Raw genomic sequence first — 19,564 nt, forward strand, 5'->3', positions numbered from 1 at the left:
CTATAACCTATGCTTCCGGTTCTAACAAACCATAATCGCCATTATATCTGCGGTAAACCACATTCACAGCCTGACTATCCGAATTCGTAAATACGAAGAAGTTGTGCCCAATGAGATTCATCTGCATGATGGCTTCCTCTACGGACATCGGTTTCAAGGTGAACTTCTTATCCCGAACAACTTTTTCCTCTTCGTCTTCAATTTCCACCGGATGCGCGGGTTCATGGTCTTTCAAGACTTTTGAACGCATCCGTTTGTTAATCCGGGTCCGATATTTATCAATTTGACGTTCTAGCTTTTCAACCACGAGGTCAATGGAAGCATACATATCTGTGCTTTCTTCTTCTCCACGCAGGATAATTCCATGAATAGGGGCTGTGACTTCTACCCGGTGGCGTCCTTCTTCTACCAGCAAGGTCACTTTGACATCCATAAACTCATCTGAGTATTTTTCAAGTTTGCCGACGCGTTTCAACACATACTCTTTCAGGGCATCCGTAACTTCAATATGTTTGCCTCGAATCATGATGTTCATAGTTTGAACCCCCTTTTAATCAGCTTAATTGTAATATTCCCTATTTCACGAAAAAATCCTGCTGAATTTGAACTATAATTTTTCCTTCGTAAATAAAAAGAGAATCGTTGTACATTATTTCAACAATTCTCCTTTTCAATACCTGTAAAAGTTTATTATCTATAGTTCATAGAAAATTTTATACTTCGTGCCTCTGAGATCTTACTGAACACTTACACTTACAACATTCGAGGCTTGCTCTCCACGCGGCCCCTGAATGACATCAAATTCGACCCCCTGGCCTTCTTCCAAGGTGCGAAAACCATCACCCATGATGGAGGAAAAGTGCACAAAAATGTCCTGTCCGTTTTCACCCTCGATAAATCCATATCCTTTTTGCTTACTAAACCATTTGACTTTACCTAACACTGAAAAACTACCTCCTTGAATTTGGCCACTTGGAGGTTTTCAAAAAAGAAAACACTTGCCATAAGCCTTACTCCATGAGGATAACCAAAAAATGCCCATTTTAAACACGAAAGGTGGAGCCTACAACTCCACCTGCAATCAATCGATTCCTTGATTTACCTAATCGCCTAAGCTTTCTCCTTGCACTTAGAGAATTTTGCTTAAGAAGGATTGGGTCCTAGAATTCTGAGGATTTCCAAAAACCTCTTCCGGTTTCCCTTCTTCCATAATAATGCCCTCATCCATGAAAATGACTCGATCTCCAACCTCGCGTGCAAACCCCATTTCATGGGTCACGACAACCATCGTCATTCCTTCACGTGCCAAATCTTTCATAACCCCAAGAACCTCACCGACCATTTCTGGATCAAGTGCTGAAGTGGGCTCGTCAAAAAGCATAACTTTGGGTTTCATCGCTAAGGCTCTGGCAATCGCAACACGTTGTTGCTGCCCACCAGAAAGCCGGTCTGGATATTCGTGAGCCTTATCCACTAAGCCTACTTTTTTCAGAAGCTCCATCGCGTTTTCTTCCGCTTCCTTTTTTTCTGTTTTACGAACAACGCCCGGAGCCAACATAATATTCTGCAAAGCGGTCATATGCGGGAAAAGATTAAAACGCTGAAAGACCATGCCAACTTCGCGACGAATGGCATTGACATTCGTATCCGAATTGAGAGGAATATCATCGACTACAATCTCTCCACTAGTGGGCTCTTCAAGTTTATTTAAACATCGTAAAAATGTGCTTTTGCCTGAGCCACTGGGTCCAATGACAACGACGACTTCCTTTGCTTTGATATGGCAGTCTATTCCACGGAGAACTTCAAGTTTGCCGAACGATTTATGCAGATTTCTAACGATTATCACTCTTACCGAACCTCCTTTCGGTATAGCTGACCACGCGAGAAAGAACGAGGGTCATTGCTAGATAAATAAGTGCAACCTCAATGTAGATCGGGAACGGTTGGAAAGTCCGTCCGACAATAATTTTCCCGGCATACATTAAATCTTCCAAAGCGATAAAAGCAACCAATGATGAATCCTTGAGGAGAGCAATAAATTCATTGCCCAGCGGCGGAATAACGCGTTTAAAAGCTTGAGGGAGAACAACATACCACATTGCCTGAGCTTGAGTCATACCCAAAGAACGGGCAGCCTCTGATTGTCCCCGATCTATCGATTGGATTCCTGAGCGAAAGATCTCCGCAATATACGCTCCGGAGTTTAATCCCATTGCACAAATCGCTGCAATATCCCTATAATTATCTGGAGGAGTGAAGTTCAAAAGTTGCGGGAGTGCAAAATAAACTAGAATTATTTGGACTAGAAGGGGCGTTCCCCGAAAAAAGTCAATATAAGAAATAGCGATTCCTCTGAAAAGGCGCCTGCTGGATAACCTCATTAACGCCAAAAACAAACCAAGAATAATACCTATACCTACGGCTCCTGCTGTAAGTTCTAACGTTATCTGTGCCCCTCTAAGTAAGGGCTTAAAACTAGGGATCATTAGGTCCCAACGGATACCTCCCACCGGAATCCTCCTCTCAAAAACCTGATCATACCTTGGTCATTATACATTTTTGCACATAATTATTCAAGCTAAGAAATTAAGCTTCCTTGTTGTCGTAAAGCTTAAAGACAGTCGCAAAACTTATGGTCGTGTAGTTTCGCGCCTTCCGTTCACTCTGGCGCTCCGAAACTGGTTCACTTGGCCTTCGTAGCAGCTATCTTCAGCGGATAAGCACTCTTTGGAGATAGCCGCTTCGAGCGAAAGTGTCCACCGGACATTTTCGTGCCAAACCTCTGGGCAATAGCCAAGGTACGTCGCTCCTGTGCGTCCATGCACCCGCGACATCAGGCCTTCCTTGGCCAAGTCCTCTGGCTGCGCTACGCTACGAAAGCCTTGTTCATCTGCACGTCCCTCCGCGAATCGTTCACTTCTATGCGCGGAACTACGCTTTCGGGTCTTTTGCAATAGTCGATAATGATTTTGAACACCGAAAGAGGGGCTGTTTTGCGACAGCCCCTCTTTCTTTATCAGCGCTTTTCAATTCAATTATTTAATGGCTGGTGCATCTACATTAAACCACTTTTTATAGATATCATTATATTTACCGGAATCCTGGAGTTTTTTCAAAGAAGCGTTGATCTTATCTTTAAGCTCATTGTTTCCCTTTTTCACAGCAATACCATAGTATTCTTTGCTGAAGTCTCCATTAACATATTGAATATTAAAGTTTGGATTTTGTTTAATAAAATAGAGAACGACAGGTGAATCTGCAACCACGGCATCAACTCCACCGTTCAGTAAGTCATTCATTGCATCGGGGATCGCATCATATTTCATTGGAGTAATTCCCATTGCTTCAGCAACGGTTTGTCCGGTAGTACCACTTTGGACACCGACCTTTTTCCCTTTCAGGTCTGCAGCAGTCTTAATGGGAGAACCCTTTTTAACTGCAATAAATTGTTCAGCCATGAGATACTTTTCACTGAAATCCACACTCGCCTGACGGTCAGGTGTAATCGTCATAGCCGCAATAACAGCATCATAATTACCCGCTTGAAGAGAAGTCACTAGACCATCAAAAGCGGAATTTTCATATTGAACAGTGTATCCCATATCATCAGCAATAGCCTTCATCAGGTCAATATCAAAACCTGTGGTATTATTTTTATCATCCACAAACTCAAATGGAGCAAAGGTCGGATCGGTTCCCACTTTAAGTGCTTTAGCACTGTCAGTCTTTGCTGCTTGTTTTGAAGCATCAGGTGCAGTGCTTGTATTCCCACATCCTGCTAACCCTACGGATAAAATAACTAAAGAAGCTAAAGCTACTTTTAACCCTTTCTTAAACACGATTTATATCCCCTTTCAGATTTCATCAATATATGATTATACACAAGGCTACAAATTTATTCAATACTCGCCTAAAATGAAAAGGGCTGATGCACGAACTATAAGTTCATTGTGCAACACCCCTAATCGATAAGCAATATCGATTAAAGCTTTGGAGCCTCTCCATTAAACCATTTCTTATAAATTTCGCCGTATTTCCCATTATTCATTAGTTTTTTCAATGAAGTGTTGATTTTATCGGCTAATTCTTTATTATCTTGCTTAATGGCAATTCCATAATATTCTTTATCAAAGTTTCCTGAAATTGTAACAATATTTTTATCCGAATTTTGTTTAATAAAATAAGCAACAACGGGCGAATCAATGACAGCCGCCTCTACTCCGCCATTGATCAAGTCATTAAGCGCATCAGGTGCCGTATCATATTTTTGAGGGGTTATGCCCATTTTCTCAACAACTTCCTGGCCTGTCGTTCCAACTTGAACCGCAACTTTCTTTCCTTTAAGATCGGCTTCAGACTTAATAGGAGAACCTTGCTTTACTGCAATAGACTGAGTTGCTTGAAAATACTTGTCTGTAAACAATACCGTTTTAGCCCGTTCTTCTGTAATCGTCATCGCTGAAATTACGGCGTCATATTTTCCTGCATTAAGAGAGGGAATTAAGCCATCAAAAGTTGCCGTTTCAAAATTAACTTTATAGCCCATATCTTCCCCGATCGCATTCATTAAATCAACGTCAAAGCCTTCAGGTTTCTGTTGCTCATTCATATACTCCATCGGGGCATAAGCAATATCCGACCCGATTTTAAGAACTTTCTCACTTGAAGTACTACCCGAGTCCTTTTGTGCAGGTTCTTTAGCAGTTTGTGTTCCTCCACATCCTGCCAGCCCTAGCAAGCTTACAACTAAGACGCTAGCTATGCCTGCTTTAAATAACTTCTTCATTTTTCTTTTCCCCTTCCATCTCAACAAAAATTACCCTCTATTTTCTCCTAGGAAACATCTTGTTGTAATTATACACACTTATGTATTTTTATTCAACTGGCATTTGCACAAATTTCTGCTCTATTTATTAATATTTAATTAATAATAAAAGGCATTGGGCCTAGCCCAATGCCTTTCTATGTTCGCGTATATTACCGATTAACGAGCTACGCGATGGTTTTGGTAGCACTCACGGCAATAAACGGGACGATCAGATGTCGGTTGGAACGGTACTTGTGTTTCAACTCCACATTCTGCACAAACAACGGTATACATTTCACGTTGACGGCCTTCAGAATTGTTACGAGCAGCTTTACGCGTATTGCGGCATTCGCGGCAACGTTGAGGTTCGTTTTCGAATCCTTTTTCTGCGTAAAATTCTTGCTCACCAGCTGTGAAAATGAATGTAGCTCCGCAGTCTTTGCAAACAAGTTCTTTGTCTTGAAACTCCATGAAGAAAATCCCCTTACCTTAAAAAATGTAACAGACTCACGCCTATCCAATGCCATTATAGCATTTTATCGGCTTAAGTAAACACTATTTTTTTATTTTTTTAATTTTCAGACTCTTTCTGGAGCCCTGCTGCCAAAGTCAGTCCATAGACTTTCATTGCCCCCTGATCCCTCAAAACATGTGTACAGGATTCCAAAGTAGCCCCTGTAGTCACCACATCATCAATCAACCAAATCCGTCTCCCTTTGATCCCCCACTCTTTTCCTAGCCCCGAAAGTGCAAATACACCCGTTAAATTATGCAGGCGATCGCGACGGCTTAAACCGACTTGCGGTGTCGTCGGAGTCAACCGTTCCAATCCCTCAACAAGGGGTATCCCCAATTCCCAATGGAGAGCTGAAGCGAGCACTGAAGATTGATTAAACCCTCTTTCTGCTAAACGTTCAGGATGCATCGGGACAGGTATTAGGACATCCGGTGGCGGTAAATTTCGTATAGCCCAATCTGAAAATGGATGTACAATTTTCTTAAGAAGATAGGGTTGTGATTTGAATTTAACAGCATGAATAAAATCTCGCCAGGCACCGGTATAATGCCCCCAAGCCGCGACTCGTTCTAGTCCCTTAGGTCCCCGTCCTTCACTACAGTCTAAACAAAGAAGGTGTTCCTTCATGATTAATTTTCCACAATGTTGACATCGTCCACGTTCTGGATGAAAATACTCTGCTTCACAATTTGAACAGATTGGTCCGCCAACGTTTCCACACAAAAGACAATCTTCTTGCTTCTCATATAATAACGACTGGCAAAAGAGTTTAACCGTTTCCCAAGGTTCTTTTATTCTAATCATAGATATCCTCCTCTCTTAATCAATGAGTCCCTGTTCCAAAGCAAGATTATTCTGTTCCTGAATCCAATAGATTGCCTTTTCAACTGCTGGTGTTTTCTGTTTAGCTAAGAACAAGGCTCTTCCCTCCGGATTTTCACGGGTCCGGCCCACTCTCCCCGCCATTTGGACGAGTGCTCGCTCATCGAAGACTGCATGATCCGCTTCTAACACAATGACCTGAGCATTAGGAACGGTTACGCCGCGTTCCAGAATCGAAGTTGACACAAAAATTGAATATCTCCCCATTCTTAACCGCTCAATTTTTTCTCGCCGCCCCGGATCCGAACTATAGCTTCCCTCAATTGACCCTCCAGGAAACAGGACCTGGAGCTTTTTTACATATAAATTAACCCATGAGATTTTAGGAACGAAGATAAGTACAGGTCCAAATTCTTCAAGAGATTTTATGTGAGAATAAAGCTCCACATTATGATCTTGGCTTGTCGACATAATCCACTCAGGAACGGGTAAAGCCTTACGATGATGACGAGCAGGCAAACGTACAAGTTCCATTTCCTTACGCTGTACCCTAGCCCTATTTTCAGGAGAGGGGGTCGCCGTCAAATAAACAATCTTTCCCTCAGGTTTTAGGGCGTGTTGTAACCCCCAAGTTAAAGCTTCATTCCCATAGTAAGGAAAAGCATCTACTTCATCCATAAAAATTAAATCAAAGGCTTTTATAAAGCGTAAGACTTGGTGAGTTGTCGCCAGGACTAAAGAAGCTGAGGAAAACCGTTCTATACTTACTCCGGTCAGTACGCTTACGTTTAATCCCGGGAAGTCCCTTTCCAAGCGAGGAGCTACATCCAAAACGACATCCTGACGAGGTGCAGCAAAGAGAACCTTATACCCCCGCTCTAAGGCCCAGGCTGTAGCCGGAAAACAAACCTCTGTTTTTCCTGCCCCACATGCAGCCCAGAGTAGTAAGTTCTTACTCGTTTCATTCGAAACAAATGCTAAGACTTCCTGGCTTGCCCGTTCCTGCGCTATGCTTAAGGCCCAGTGTGGGGTGAAGGTAGGAAGTCTATTCAATTGCATTTCATCCGCTTTACAAGTTAAGCGCTTTCCCATACTTCGGTGCACTACCTGTAGTGAGCTAAGTGCTCCCAAGGAAGCACACGAAGGACATGTTCCAGCCAAACCGTAAATACTAGGCCATTCCTTTATTTCGGTCTCCCCACAACGCATACAACGCCATCCTTGTCCCTCCTTCTGCACAGCAGGGATCCATTCGGCTTGACCCTGAAGTACGGCCTCGTGACAAAGCCGTACAACTTCCTGGAGACTAAGCTCCATTTCATTCGCTAACCGCTGTAAATCAGCTTCTGAAAGTTGATGGCCTTGAATACGGGAAGTGAAGGAACGATTTTCAACCTCCGCCTTTTTCAGAGGTGCTGTATTCACCTCTTCGGATTGCATATTTCGCCAACGCCAATCCATACCCTGTAGTCCAGGATATTTCCGAAGGTATTTCAAAATTTCCTTTTTCCCATTTTTTATCTGTTTTGATTCAAGGACTTTGATCAGACTTAGCGCGAAACTAAACGGCAACCCCGGAGTGAGCATCTCGACTCTCATAAGAAGCTTGTCCGTTCGAACAATTGGAGAAAGCGAAAATTCTCCCTCTTCTGTTCTAATAATATAAAACAGCATTTTTTACATCCTTCACTCCGCATTCGCTGAAAGTAACGGTTCATACATCATAATGGCATGGTTCTCTGTTATCACTTCATCCGCTATTTCAGTAGCCTGCTCATCAAAAATCTTACGGCAAATAACGTTATGCCGCATATAACCGCCCCACCATTCATGGGTAATCTTATGCTCTCTTTCGTACACCTCATATTGGTAGGGACTCTTTTGTCCACATCGCCATTCCCCAAATAACTCATTATCTCCTACTTCCAGATAAAGCTGATACTCTTCTTCTGTATCATTGCGAATCTGCAGATCAACATAGTTATAAACGACCGTTGCCCCACTCGCAAAAGGCTGAGTCCGATTGGAATCAGGAAACACATCATGGGTGTGCCTCCACCTTTCCGTTACCGTTAAGGGAGTATGCAGAGTCATCCAATAAATTAAATTAGAAAGTTGGCAAAGTCCGCCTCCGACACCCGGATGAAAAGTCCCGTTCGATAAAACCATCCCCTCCAGATATCCCTTCGCTTTAGTCGGTTTTCCTACGAGCCGCCAAAAAGAAAAGGTTTCTCCCGGCCTTAGGATAATCCCATTCATTTTCGAACTTGCTAACTTTAAGTTTGTTACTTTATTTGTCTGTAACCCCATATCTACATTCTTTAATTGGCGAAATAACGGAGTCTGATGTTTGGTAATCAGAAAGGGCAGACTCTCTGTAGTAGGGCTAAATGTTCGAGCATATCGAATTGTTCGGCCGAAATGCCACAAGAAATAGCGGTGTAAGGTAAAATAAAGTTTTCCAAAATACAAGCGTACTTTTGAGCGCTCCTTCGGTCGTTCGGACAATCCTAACCTCTTTATCTTACGCAAACTTTTCACCCCCTTATATCTCTTCACGATTTCTCTAGCAACTTCCGATAGCCTAAAATAAAAAAGGCTTGCGAATCGAGCTTTTCCTAGATGCTTTTCCCGATGATGCAAACCCTTTTATTTAAGATTCTGACATTTACTTCCTGATCGTGTACCCTAATTCCTGCTTTTCTATTCTTCATACCAACTCTTTATGATCACTACACTCTGCTCACTTGGGTAATAATTTTTAAATTCATCTATTTTTCCAATTGCAAAAACAGAAAATCCTAAATTCCAGGTTTCCTTTTCAAATACTTCTTTATAGGCTTGAAACCCATTCGCTTGTTCTTGGTCATTAACAATCGTTGAAGGTATAGGATTCCAGGGATGGACCGCTGCCTTATTCCTCTTTGGAAAACCCAGTTCGCCAAAATACACAGGTTTATTCCATTGAGCAGATAAGTTCTTTAGTTCCTCATAGATATTCTGATGTCGGTCAAAGATTGGGGTTTTGTATATCGAGCTTACCAATTCCTCAACGGTATTGGTTTCTTTATCCGTTAATTCAAAATAAGCTGCGACTGAGATAAAATCAACTTTTTGAAGTATCGGATTATTTAACTTTAACGAATAGCTCCCTATTCGTTCGTTTTTTTGTTGATCCCACTCAGCGGTATACCACCAATTCGTCTTATACGTAATTCGTCCCTGATAATTTGTCCGGACAAAATCAGCCACATCAGTCCAGTAATCATATTGATTTTCAAACTGATCGAAGTTCGAACCTAAACATAAGGCATAGACCTTATAAGGTTTAGCAATATCCTTAATCAACGGGCTCAACACAACTTGTTTCCAATTCCAGAACCATTCATTGATATCGGACGGTTTTAATTGAGTTTCATAAAGCTCACCGTTTTGAATATATGGATAAGGTTCTAAGATCACATTGATCCCTTTATATCTCAACTTCTTAATCAATTGAATCGCTTTCGCTTTGCTCTCAAGATTTACAGTCATCGTGCTTGCTGTTAACGAAGAAATATCAATTTGCACAGGGACATTCACCGTATTGAGACCAAGCTGCTCAATATCGACCATAACCTGTTCAATCGAATAATCTACGGAAAGATTTGCTGATTTAATCTTCTCGCCATATGGAGTGACAATTCTTTTTTTCTCGTACTGCTGATCAACATAGACAACATCAATCAGGACTCCCTTAACGAGAATTACCATAATCAACAAGATAACCAGACTTAAAAATATCCGTTTTTTTCGATTTAGATAGCCCACCCGTTTTCTCCTTATCCCTTTGAATTTAAGTTGCATCTAATATTTATCCACAATAACCCCAAAGGTAGCGGCTTTAATATGAGGATTACCCAAGAGGGATTTGAGTTCATCCTTTGTACCATAGACGATAACCCCAAGAATTGGAACGTTAGCATAATTAGTATAGTTTTGGGTGATAAGTTCATCATAAACTTCATTATATCTTGGGTCTTTACTGTTCTTCAAACCATCAAGCAGAGCGCTATATCTTCCTGCAAAATCAGACTCTCTATTGAACGGGCTCACACTAACACCCAAGACCTGAAATTCATAAATAAAGGTCGCTTTCGCATCGTATTCACGAGCTTCCTTTTGATATTGCACAAGATCACTTTTTCTAAAGGCATTTATCCAATACCAAGACGTCTTGACATTGGGCAAGATTGTCGAAATCTCAGAGATTTCATAAGGTTTATCAAATGAAATCCCCACCTCAATCAGTTTATCGGCTGAGATTTGATCGAGCAGTTCCAAGTCATTTTTATATTCTTTATACGTTATTTCCGGGTGAAAGAAAATCATCTTTCGATAACCCTCTTCCCAATAATTAGTTGGCCATTCACCCGCTATTTGTCCCCCGCCACCACGTCCCCTATTAAGTATCAATTGAGGAACATAGCCGAAGGGCTGGACTCTATCTTCGAGAATCACGGGCTTATCTCCGACAAGTCGTGAAATCGTATAATTGCTTATTCCTCCCAAAAAGCCCATTGTATCTGAGGACTCACTGATATAACCGTTAGGTACAGTAAACTGAACATCGTATTCTAAATAAGAATTCATTTCATTACTCTTTTTTATCATAAGTGCTGCGTTACCAACAAGTAATATTGCGAAAACCAGTAAAGCAATAAGAACAGAAATAAGAATAATTTTTAGTGTCGACTTCTTTTTTCCCTTTTGCATAGCTGCTTGCAGCTTTTCGTCATCAAAGAAGTCATCGATTGGATGATCATCCATTCTTTTCCCTCCATAATCGTTTAAACTCATTTCTTGCCCGATAAAGGTAAGTCTATACAGTAGTTTCTCTCGATAACTCAATTCCAGCTCATACTTAAGAACTAATAGTTCCCTAAAACTTTCTTTTAGACTGTTGAGACAGTCCTCCTTTGTTCCAATCGTATTTCAGTCCTCATTCCAAACATCAAAACCGTGGAAAACGAAAGTGCCCAGTCATCGGTGAAGGCCAGCTCTCTAATTGATCTGACTCTGTGGGTATCGGCCCCGCATTATGGATAATGTAAGGAACTCCATCAGGCCGGCGTTTATCAGAAACAACAGCGATATGTTCATGAGGAGGAGCATAAGTAACAATATCACCCGGTTGCCAAAGCGTTAGATTCTCTATATCGCCTGGTTTAATCTCCATCGTTAATTCTTGACCATTTCGCCGACAAAAAGAGATGAGATTAGGCACTCTCCGAAAGTCAATGTTCGGATCGGGCTTACCTCCTACACGAGGATATTGATTCAAATTTAAGCGAATATCTTGATCGACTAAGCCTTTGAGATCATAACCTGCGTCACGAAAGGCTCGCCATACGACATCTGTACAGACGCCTTCATTCTCAGGTGGATACCCCTTTTGATAATAATTACTGCGATATTGCGGCTTTCTCTCTACCTCTGCTTTCGCCCCAGTAACAATATCTTTCAGGTCATCTAAGCCATCTCCATCTTGATCGGAGGGACAAACTGTAATTGGTATTTTTACGGAGGGCTGAAAAGGGATTGAATTTTTAAAATCAGATTTCCCAAAAATGAAAGCGACGCTTATCACTCCACCTAGCAGTAAAATAATAAAAGACAGCCGCATCGCCCGTTTCCTTCGCAAAGACACCCCTCCTTTTAAATACACTAAAACACCTATTCTCACTTCGCATTAAGATAATATATTGCCAAGAACGCTAGAAAACACGGTAAACCAAATAGGAAAAGTTGCAATGACCAATTCATACGTTCCCTAAAATCTTCTTCATCTGAATAGTTCGCTCTACCCCGATCTCCGCTGCTTAAAACCCCACTGAAAATCGCTGCAAGTAATAGCGCACCCAGTCCAAGGATTAAAAGTCCCTTCTCAACTAACCCCGGTTCTTTGAGAAAAAAAGAAACAAGGAACCCTAAGCTCCCACTTACAAGCCCTATAAGAAAAGCACGCATTTTTTACTCCTCCATTCAGCTCGTTAAAACTCCGACAATAAAATTTTATTCACAGAATCTTGACAGATTCCTGAAATCTTCTTCCTGTAAATTGGGCATTCTAAAAACGTTCCAGTTAAAAAAATTTACGAGGAGGAGTGCACATGTTGAAGAAGTTTGCCGTGAGTTTGCTAACATTAGCTTTTCTGACTTTAGGTGCTGGAACGTGCTTAGCCGCTCCAAATGCTACTCAGATTGATGAGCTTAAAGCGTTAAACCAGCAAATGTATACGCTGAAAAAGCAAATGGTGGACAAACAACTGGAAGCAGGGCTTATCGACAAGGAAAAGGCGGCTAACATTAAGACCTTTATCGACAAACGCCAAAAGCAGATGGAAGAGAATTTTGCTAATGGGCAGTACACGGGTTTTGGGAAGAAACACGGTCAGGGCTTTGATAAAAACTGCAAACACAAAGCTCAGGACGCTCCCCAAACGAGTTCTTCTCCAAGTAACTCTTAATCTAGTACGCTTACAGATTAATAACTGGAACTTGTCCCAATCCCCCAGCTTATAAGCTTGGGGGATTTAATTTATTAATCACACTCTGTCTGCCCTACCCAAGAGAGTTCGGGAAAACGACGGCTTAAGCAGGAAAAAAACTGCTGCCTAATCTCGGGAACGCAATTTGAAGAATCTCCCCCATCACACTCTGCTATATCCGCTACCAGCTCCGGTCCCTTCCACTCAATTTCTATGCTTACTAGAACCCCAAGCTCTCGTTGCAACTCCGATAATGATAATTTTAAAGACCAAGCAAACTGCTCTAAATCTTCAAGGGGACTAGTGCTTATTACCCTGATGATAGTCTGAGACCAATACCATTTTCTTTTCCACCCTACAATTTTTTCTTCAATACTTTTAGGAACCATCCACTCCCATTGTCCACTGATCCCCCAAATCGTTCCTGTTAAAATTATGCCTAAAATTGGCCAATATTCACGCATGTTAATCCCCCCTTAACCCTAGACTATGTCTAACGTTAAAAAAGGGTTAGTTGTCTATCCTTAGCCGTACTCTCTAAGAGCTTCATTAGCTCAGAAGGTTGAACGTTCGCTGAAGCTGGCCACAACCTGCCCTCAAAAGTGCTCACCGTTGCGATATCTTTTAGGCGAGAAGGCACGCTCTCACACCACTGATAAAGGATAAGTGCGTCACTCGGATCTGTAGTTCGTCGCTTTTCTGCTTCTTCAAGCACTCTCCCTTGGATCCATTCATAGGTTCGGAGATCGAACTTTTCCCATGCTAGAACATTTTCAGCAGCAGCTAAGCCCTTCGCTCCCTTTATCTCGAGCTCTATGTCAGCAATTTCTCGCCTTACTTTAAGCTGGGTTTGATCCTCGATTAAGCTCTTCTTAAGAATTTCAAGGGTGCGTTGCTTATTCCCAGTCACCTCAGCTAACTCTTGCGCTAAAGCCTTTGACGGATCAAGCCATTGAGGATAAACCCAGGCTCCCAAAAGAGCCAAAGCAGAAAATAAGAAGAGTAATCCTGCCAGAAGATTTTTTTTAAAAATCGATTTAAAAATAAGATGTCTTTTTAAATCATTTATTCTTGAACCTCTTACTCTATATGGCGGACTTATAACTTGGGCTTGTTGCGTAAGAAATATGCCCAATAAAATCGAAAATAATATTCCAAGCGTCCCGAATAAAAAATCCACATCAATCATCGAATGCAAGATTAAAAATAAAAGTGCGCTAAAAATCTCTTGGCGCCGATTACCACCCTCCTGTGTTAGCAATGAGGTATGCATATACCTATACTTTCTACCCATAGCCATCTTTTTAAAAATAAGGATTGTCCAAAGGATTATCGCCAATACTCCATAAACTCCCTGATTCAATAGGACTCGAATTAACGTAGAATGAGGATCGGTCGTCCAGTAAGGAATGTTTTGGGCGATAGGAAACGCTAGCCAGCCTCCTGCTTGTGGCATTCCCTGATGAGCCCATGCTAATCTTAGACCATCTCGAATATAAAGTAGCCTCTCTCCTATAGAGTTTTGAATTCCCCAATCGAAAAGATGGTGAAGAGCTCCCGGATTAAGTCCCCATGTTAAAAGCAAACCAGAAATAATGAGAATCCCTATAAATATCCCCTCGCGAACGCTCGAAAGAATTCCTCCGACTCGCCACCTTATTAACCCGCGAATACTCCACACCATCAGAAATAGAAATACTGCTGCTCGGGAACCCGTACTCAGTAACGATAAAAAAAGTAATGCTTGAATTATCTTAGAATGTGGGCGCAACAATAGCACTGTTGCCAGATAAACCCCCAACGCATTCGGATAGCCTAATAATGACGACAGCCGTTGTGTACCCGCAAGAAAAAGTCCTTGCCCTTGAACCCAAAGGCTAAGCGGTCTAATCCATGCTAAAATCGCCAGAAAAGCACCGATCCCTTCAATCCAGGAAAGCATTTTTTCCTGTTGTAATCCTTTGGGTATCTCCCGAGATTGATGATAAACCATCCATAAAATACCCCAGCGTATAGCATCCAACAATCCTTCACTGCGTTTAACCGGATGATATAAACCCAATAGGGAAAGACCGATAAGGATAAATAGCAAGCCATCGGTTATCGATAACGTGATTTGAATTTCTTTTAATTCGTGGAGTTCGGAAATTTCTACCCTCTTCCAGGCCTCCCACGATAGGACAAAAGCAAGGCCTGCTCCAAGCCATAACCACTCCTGAGGGAAAAAGATGCCATGCGCTAGGACACTAAATCCTAAGAAAAAAGCTAGGGAACGTACATTGTTGTCCCTGGCTTTGCTGCCTCGATCTAAAGTTTCACCCATCATTGGTTTTCTTGCTTTGGTCCCACGGCAAATTTCATAATGCCCTGCGCTGCGATTTTATCATCTACATAAGCTTTGCCTTCAGCAACCCCGATTCCATGTCTCATTTTCAGAAGCTCCACTTCTAAACGAAGTTGATCTCCGGGAATAACTTGCTGTTTAAACTTAACTTCGTCCAACCCAGCATAAAAGGCTAGATGACCCGCATATTCGGGCATTTTAAGGAGTACAACTGCGCCTACTTGAGCCAGTGCTTCCATAATCAGTACGCCAGGCATCACCGGATACCCTGGAAAATGTCCTTGAAAAAAGGGTTCATTCGCAGAAACATTTTTAATCCCTACGGCCCGTTTTCCTTCCTCTAACTCTACGATACGGTCCACTAATAAGAACGGATAACGATGCGGTATTATCGCTTGAATTTCTTTGCTGTCGAGCATTTGATTTCCTCCTAGACTTGCATATCAGAATACTATTCCCTATGATGAGAATACATACTTAATTTTGAACCTGCGAGTATTGTATTCATCTCTATAGATTGTCTTTAGTATATCGAAGTTTAAGCAAGAAGGGAAGGATTCGGGGTGGAAAACTACCATATTTTACAATTGATCGGGGGCGGAGAAATTGGAGGAGCTGAGCAACACGTTTTAACCCTTCTCCAAGAATTAGATTCAGCTCGTTTCAACCTCAGCTCTGGCTGTCTTATTGATGGACCCTTCGCCCGCCTAACAGAGGAGTTAGGAATTCCTACGCTTCGCTTTCCGATGAAACATGCCCTCGATCTTTCCCCTCTCCCGGGTCTCCTTGCTAAACTTCGTAAAGAGAAAATCGCCCTCATTCACACCCATGGTTCGCGAGCTAATCTTCTTGGACGTTTGGCTGGACGTAGAGCCAAAATTCCCGTAGTTAGTACCTATCACAGCTCCTTAAGCAAGGACTATCTCTCCCCTAAAGCCGCCCTTGTCGCTCTTGGACTGGATCGTCTCACCTTACCCCTTACTTCAGGGATAATCACCGTTTCTGAAGCCCTATCTTGTGAAGTAGCTTCTCGTGGAGGCAAAAACCTCCATACAATTTATAACGGTATTCAGCCGTTGCCTCAGCTGGGAAACAAAACCTATCGGCAAAATCAGCGAACCCTTTACCGTAAACAATGGGAGATCCCCGATAATGCGCTTGTTCTTGGGAGCATCGCACGCTTGCATCCGACCAAAGGACTTGAAACTTTAATCGATACTGCTGCTCAACTTCTCCCTCACTTTCCTAACCTCCATGTACTCCTTGTAGGTGAAGGTCCACTCCGCTCGACCCTTGAAGAGAAACTCAAAAATTCCGGTATTCCCTATACTCTTCCTGGCTTTATTCCTGATGGTTATCAAACGCTTCCCGCAATGGATCTCTTCATTTTACCTTCACTGAGTGAAGGAATGGGACTCGTTCTACTTGAGGCAATGCAAGCTCATCTCCCCATCGTAGCCACCCGTGTCGGCGGTATCCCCGAAGTCATCCGCGACGGTCAGGATGGTCTTCTCATTCCTCCTGCAGATTCCTGTGCTCTAGCAGAGGCATGTGAAACCCTGCTTACTCAGCCTTTGCTCGCTATGCAGCTCGTACAATCCAGCCTTAACCGTTGGCAATCATTTAATATTGACCATATGATTCAAAAAACAGAGAACTTCTATGAAGAAATTCTCTGTTAAAATAGGGGCAAGTCATACTTTACTGACTTTTAACTTCACTAATTATATTGGATTGAGGAGTCCCACTATTATCACTCTCTTCCTCGCTCTTTAACTCCTTCAACTTTTCTTGTTCCTCTTGTTTAGCCTGTTCTTCCAGTTTAGCTTGCTCTTCTAGTTTAGCCTGCTCTTCTAGTTTAGCCCGCTCTTCTAGTTTAGCCTGCTCTTCTAGTTTAGCCTGCTCTTCTAATTTAGCCTGAACTCCTGTCCCATTCTCCTCTGTTTTACCTTGCTCCTTTTTTCCACTTTCTTTTTGAGAAGAGTTCGAAGGATTGGCAGTGCTCTTTCCAGACTGAGACTGAGACTGAGCATGAGTATTAGGTTGGTTCTCTAGAGTATTGATCAATGGATTATTATCTTCCGTTGGAGTTTCTATATTATTGAAAATTTGTTTAATATGATTCTGTATAACCATCTGTTTCTGAACTTTTGGCTGTTCGAGAAGATTCACTCGTTCATTCGTACTCTTCACAGTACTGGCATCGACTTGAATTCCAGCGTCTTTAGCCGTGTTAATCAACGCATATTCACCTAAAGTTAATCCTTGCTCTTTGGCTTGTGTCTGTTCTTCTGCGCCCAGTTGATATACTGCAACCTTTGGGGCTATCCCTTCTGCCTGAGCTGCAATTTCAATTTTCTGAGCAATATCGTCTGGATTTATCCCCTTTGGGGCCGCCTCCCCCGCTTTTACGGGTGAATATCCAACTAATACCCAATCATGGTTTAGATTCAGATAGTTAAGCGTAACGGCTTGCCCGATAATATTTTCAAGAGCCTGATTCCAGGGTTCCCCCTTTAATTCTAGACCCGCCAATACTTGTTCAGCATCTGAATTAAGAGCCTCAGACTGAATTACACGGCCTTCCCGATTTAAAGTCAGTTGAAGTCTGGGGTTAATATCAACTGAAATCATAGCCACAGCAGTTGTTCCTTGATAGAAGTTCCAACTCATTGAGCCAATCCAAGTGATAAGGAAGATAGCTGCAACACTCGCCAGAACCCGCCACAACGGTTGCTGTTGCTGTATTTCTGCGATTTCAATTTCGGCTCCAACCTCAACCGGTTTCCGATAACGGACTTTCTGAAAAGATCCATCAGATGCCAAAACCGTAACCATTGGGCCCTTTTTGTCTAAGACGACAGCCTTCAGTTGCTTCATTCCTTCACCCCCTTTGACTTGGAAGTACATATTCACGCAAATAGATAAAATCATGTTGGTTTGCGATCAAAACCGCCACCGCTAAAATAAATTTTCTTCCCCGTTCTAAAACCTTGGGATGGACCTGGCTCTTCAAGGCTAAAGAACGCATTGGGATTTTTCTTCTTTTTACAACAAAGTCCCATAATTCCGAGTCATTAGCTAAAATTCTAGCCACTCGAAGTAGTGTCTCTCGAGTATCTCTATGCTTTGGGGAAACTTCTACTAAGTCGTTAAACTTTAAATCATACTGAGCAAGAGCCTTCGCAAATTCTTGAATCTCCATTGCCCGTTCCTGATTCTGCTCCCGTTCACGAAATTCATTCAAACCCAGATGAATCTCTACCGCTTGATTTACATCTTCCTGATCCAGTGGCAAGGCTTCCCGTGACTTTTTCCGTCGGTAATAGTCAATTAGTCGACGTTTAATAAGTAAGCGAGCATACGCTAAAAAGGGAACGCCTCGCTCTTCCTCATAATGATCAATGGCTTCATTAAAGGCGATCAGAGCTTCTGATAATTCTTCATCCCTGCCCCAATCCAAAATTCGATGACAGACCTGATTGGTGACATGACGAATAAAGGGTTGGGACTCTTGTAAGAAATCCTCCCTGACCAAAGGCTCATCTTTAATCTTTTGCCATGGCCATCCCAGTTCCCACTCAGGCATTTTTCATCCTCCTGTTTATCAATACGTTTCTAAGTTAGCTTTTTAAGTCGGTTTAAACTTAAAATTCATTTTTATTATTTTTTAGTTTATTTTTTTAGCTTTAGTCGGTTTTACCTCGATCGACGCGTATGCGACTTTCCTTCGTCCTTTCCTTGCTTAACCACTCGCCAGGCGAATTTAGGCAATACCATTTGCCTTCTCAACCGCTGCGGCTGTTTCAGTAGTCGATAAAACCACTCTAGATGAATATCTCGGATCCATTGAGGAGCGCGCTTATTCAGTCCAGCCAAAGCATCAAAGCTTCCGCCTACACCAATACTGACCGTCGCTAAATCCAGATGGGATGCGATCCAGAATTCCTGACGTGGTGCACCCAAGCCAACCAACAAAAGGTCGGGTTTAAATTCGCGAATTTTCTCAGTGATTTCCGGTTGCTCTTCGAGTTGAAAGTAACCATGTTGCGCTTGCCATACTACACCCGGATATTGTTCAGCCACTTTACGGGCTGCAAGCTCCGCCACCCCCGGTTTACTCCCTAGAAAGAAAATCCGCCATTTTTTTTCTGTAGCAATTGGAAATAGAGATTCGAGCAAATCTATCCCTGTTACCCGCTCAGGCACTGGATGACCTAGTCGATTCGCTGCCCATACCACCCCGACTCCATCCGGAGTCACGAGTTGCGCCCTATTAATCAATTGCTTTAGCCTGGCATCTGCCCCTGCCGCAAAAATAAGTTCTGGATTCGCTGTGACAACCCAGGTCTGCTCCTTTTTCTCGACGGCCTCCTGAATATGTATTACCGTTTCCTGCATTGAGTAATCGTCGATTTTTATTCCAAGGACTTCGACTCGCACTTTACTCTCTCCTTGTAAAAAAGAACCGAGGGCATCACTTCCTCTGAAAGATTACTTTAGAGGAAGCTCTTACCTCGGGTCTTTTCATTTTCTTTTTA

The 19,564-nt window shown here is 42.3% G+C and carries 23 protein-coding genes; 2 read left to right on the plus strand and 21 right to left on the minus strand.

Annotation, left to right across the window (positions count from 1 at the left end):
- Positions 1-7 precede the first annotated feature (7 nt).
- From hpf to DESME_RS14755, 15 genes are all read right to left on the minus strand, one after another.
- Positions 8-535 carry a ribosome hibernation-promoting factor, HPF/YfiA family gene (gene hpf, locus DESME_RS14690; protein ID WP_006716857.1) on the minus strand — a complete coding sequence of 176 codons (528 nt, stop codon included), beginning with the start codon at positions 533-535 and terminating at the stop codon, positions 8-10.
- A gap of 201 nt (positions 536-736) precedes the next feature.
- The gene (locus DESME_RS14695; protein ID WP_006716856.1) at positions 737-943 is read right to left on the minus strand and encodes a cold-shock protein; all 207 of its coding nucleotides are present in this window, start codon (positions 941-943) and stop codon (positions 737-739) included.
- Positions 944-1,129: 186 nt separating this feature from the next.
- Positions 1,130-1,849, minus strand: a complete 720-nt coding sequence (locus tag DESME_RS14700) for an amino acid ABC transporter ATP-binding protein (RefSeq protein WP_006716855.1) — start codon at positions 1,847-1,849, stop codon at positions 1,130-1,132.
- The gene (locus tag DESME_RS14705; protein WP_041484315.1) at positions 1,836-2,489 is read right to left on the minus strand and encodes an amino acid ABC transporter permease; all 654 of its coding nucleotides are present in this window, start codon (positions 2,487-2,489) and stop codon (positions 1,836-1,838) included. The genes DESME_RS14700 and DESME_RS14705 overlap by 14 nt, the downstream gene beginning before the upstream one ends.
- 197 nt (positions 2,490-2,686) lie before the next feature.
- On the minus strand, positions 2,687-2,824 hold the full coding sequence (locus tag DESME_RS16145; protein WP_167998851.1) for a hypothetical protein: 138 nt from the start codon (positions 2,822-2,824) through the stop codon (positions 2,687-2,689).
- Positions 2,825-3,038: 214 nt separating this feature from the next.
- Positions 3,039-3,842, minus strand: a complete 804-nt coding sequence (locus tag DESME_RS14710) for a basic amino acid ABC transporter substrate-binding protein (RefSeq protein ID WP_006716852.1) — start codon at positions 3,840-3,842, stop codon at positions 3,039-3,041.
- A 143-nt stretch (positions 3,843-3,985) separates the two neighbouring features.
- Complete coding sequence (locus tag DESME_RS14715; protein WP_006716850.1) at positions 3,986-4,789, minus strand: basic amino acid ABC transporter substrate-binding protein; 804 nt, start codon at positions 4,787-4,789, stop codon at positions 3,986-3,988.
- A gap of 198 nt (positions 4,790-4,987) precedes the next feature.
- Positions 4,988-5,281, minus strand: coding sequence for a zinc-ribbon domain containing protein (locus tag DESME_RS14720; RefSeq protein WP_006716848.1), 294 nt, complete (start codon positions 5,279-5,281; stop codon positions 4,988-4,990).
- A gap of 100 nt (positions 5,282-5,381) precedes the next feature.
- Positions 5,382-6,131, minus strand: a complete 750-nt coding sequence (locus DESME_RS14725; protein WP_006716846.1) for a ComFC family protein — start codon at positions 6,129-6,131, stop codon at positions 5,382-5,384.
- 15 nt (positions 6,132-6,146) lie between these two features.
- Positions 6,147-7,823, minus strand: coding sequence for a helicase-related protein (locus DESME_RS14730; RefSeq protein ID WP_006716843.1), 1,677 nt, complete (start codon positions 7,821-7,823; stop codon positions 6,147-6,149).
- A gap of 12 nt (positions 7,824-7,835) precedes the next feature.
- Entirely contained in the window at positions 7,836-8,681 is an 846-nt protein-coding gene (locus DESME_RS14735; protein ID WP_006716842.1) for a VanW family protein, read from the minus strand.
- Between the two features lie 171 nt (positions 8,682-8,852).
- Positions 8,853-9,902, minus strand: a complete 1,050-nt coding sequence (locus tag DESME_RS14740) for a glycoside hydrolase family 113 (RefSeq protein WP_051414037.1) — start codon at positions 9,900-9,902, stop codon at positions 8,853-8,855.
- A 93-nt stretch (positions 9,903-9,995) separates the two neighbouring features.
- Complete coding sequence (locus tag DESME_RS14745) at positions 9,996-10,958, minus strand: anti-sigma factor (protein ID WP_006716838.1); 963 nt, start codon at positions 10,956-10,958, stop codon at positions 9,996-9,998.
- Between the two features lie 184 nt (positions 10,959-11,142).
- Entirely contained in the window at positions 11,143-11,832 is a 690-nt protein-coding gene (locus DESME_RS14750; RefSeq protein ID WP_006716835.1) for a DUF1287 domain-containing protein, read from the minus strand.
- A gap of 38 nt (positions 11,833-11,870) precedes the next feature.
- Positions 11,871-12,158 (minus strand): DUF5316 family protein, encoded by a 288-nt coding sequence (locus DESME_RS14755; protein ID WP_006716832.1) that lies wholly within the window; start codon positions 12,156-12,158, stop codon positions 11,871-11,873.
- Positions 12,159-12,301: 143 nt separating this feature from the next.
- Here DESME_RS14755 and DESME_RS14760 point away from each other — a divergent pair, with 143 nt between their 5' ends.
- On the plus strand, positions 12,302-12,658 hold the full coding sequence (locus tag DESME_RS14760; RefSeq protein ID WP_006716830.1) for a DUF2680 domain-containing protein: 357 nt from the start codon (positions 12,302-12,304) through the stop codon (positions 12,656-12,658).
- Between the two features lie 74 nt (positions 12,659-12,732).
- On the opposite strand, the gene DESME_RS15500 is transcribed toward DESME_RS14760, so the two are convergent.
- Genes DESME_RS15500 through fabZ form a run of 3 tightly spaced genes read right to left on the minus strand, consistent with a single transcriptional unit; the run spans position 12,733 to position 15,442 of the window.
- On the minus strand, positions 12,733-13,143 hold the full coding sequence (locus DESME_RS15500) for a hypothetical protein (RefSeq protein WP_006716829.1): 411 nt from the start codon (positions 13,141-13,143) through the stop codon (positions 12,733-12,735).
- Positions 13,144-13,178: 35 nt separating this feature from the next.
- Positions 13,179-15,005: an O-antigen ligase family protein gene (locus DESME_RS14770; protein WP_006716827.1), complete on the minus strand. Its 1,827-nt coding sequence runs from the start codon at positions 15,003-15,005 to the stop codon at positions 13,179-13,181.
- Positions 15,002-15,442: a 3-hydroxyacyl-ACP dehydratase FabZ gene (gene fabZ, locus DESME_RS14775; protein WP_006716825.1), complete on the minus strand. Its 441-nt coding sequence runs from the start codon at positions 15,440-15,442 to the stop codon at positions 15,002-15,004. The genes DESME_RS14770 and fabZ overlap by 4 nt, the downstream gene beginning before the upstream one ends.
- A gap of 144 nt (positions 15,443-15,586) precedes the next feature.
- On the opposite strand from fabZ, the gene DESME_RS14780 reads away from it, so the two are divergent.
- Positions 15,587-16,705: a glycosyltransferase gene (locus DESME_RS14780; protein ID WP_006716823.1), complete on the plus strand. Its 1,119-nt coding sequence runs from the start codon at positions 15,587-15,589 to the stop codon at positions 16,703-16,705.
- 19 nt (positions 16,706-16,724) lie between these two features.
- Here the strand turns inward: DESME_RS14780 and DESME_RS14785 are convergent, their stop codons facing one another.
- The 3 genes from DESME_RS14785 to DESME_RS14795 all read right to left on the minus strand — a co-directional run bounded on the left by DESME_RS14785 (position 16,725) and on the right by DESME_RS14795 (position 19,466).
- Positions 16,725-17,903, minus strand: a complete 1,179-nt coding sequence (locus tag DESME_RS14785) for an anti-sigma factor domain-containing protein (protein WP_006716822.1) — start codon at positions 17,901-17,903, stop codon at positions 16,725-16,727.
- A gap of 4 nt (positions 17,904-17,907) precedes the next feature.
- A complete protein-coding gene (sigI, locus tag DESME_RS14790) occupies positions 17,908-18,612 on the minus strand; it encodes an RNA polymerase sigma-I factor (RefSeq protein ID WP_006716821.1) in 705 nt (234 codons plus the stop codon).
- Between the two features lie 110 nt (positions 18,613-18,722).
- Positions 18,723-19,466: a WecB/TagA/CpsF family glycosyltransferase gene (locus DESME_RS14795; protein WP_006716820.1), complete on the minus strand. Its 744-nt coding sequence runs from the start codon at positions 19,464-19,466 to the stop codon at positions 18,723-18,725.
- Positions 19,467-19,564 lie beyond the last annotated feature (98 nt).

The organism is Desulfitobacterium metallireducens DSM 15288, assembly GCF_000231405.2.
Classification (GTDB): domain Bacteria; phylum Bacillota; class Desulfitobacteriia; order Desulfitobacteriales; family Desulfitobacteriaceae; genus Desulfitobacterium_A; species Desulfitobacterium_A metallireducens.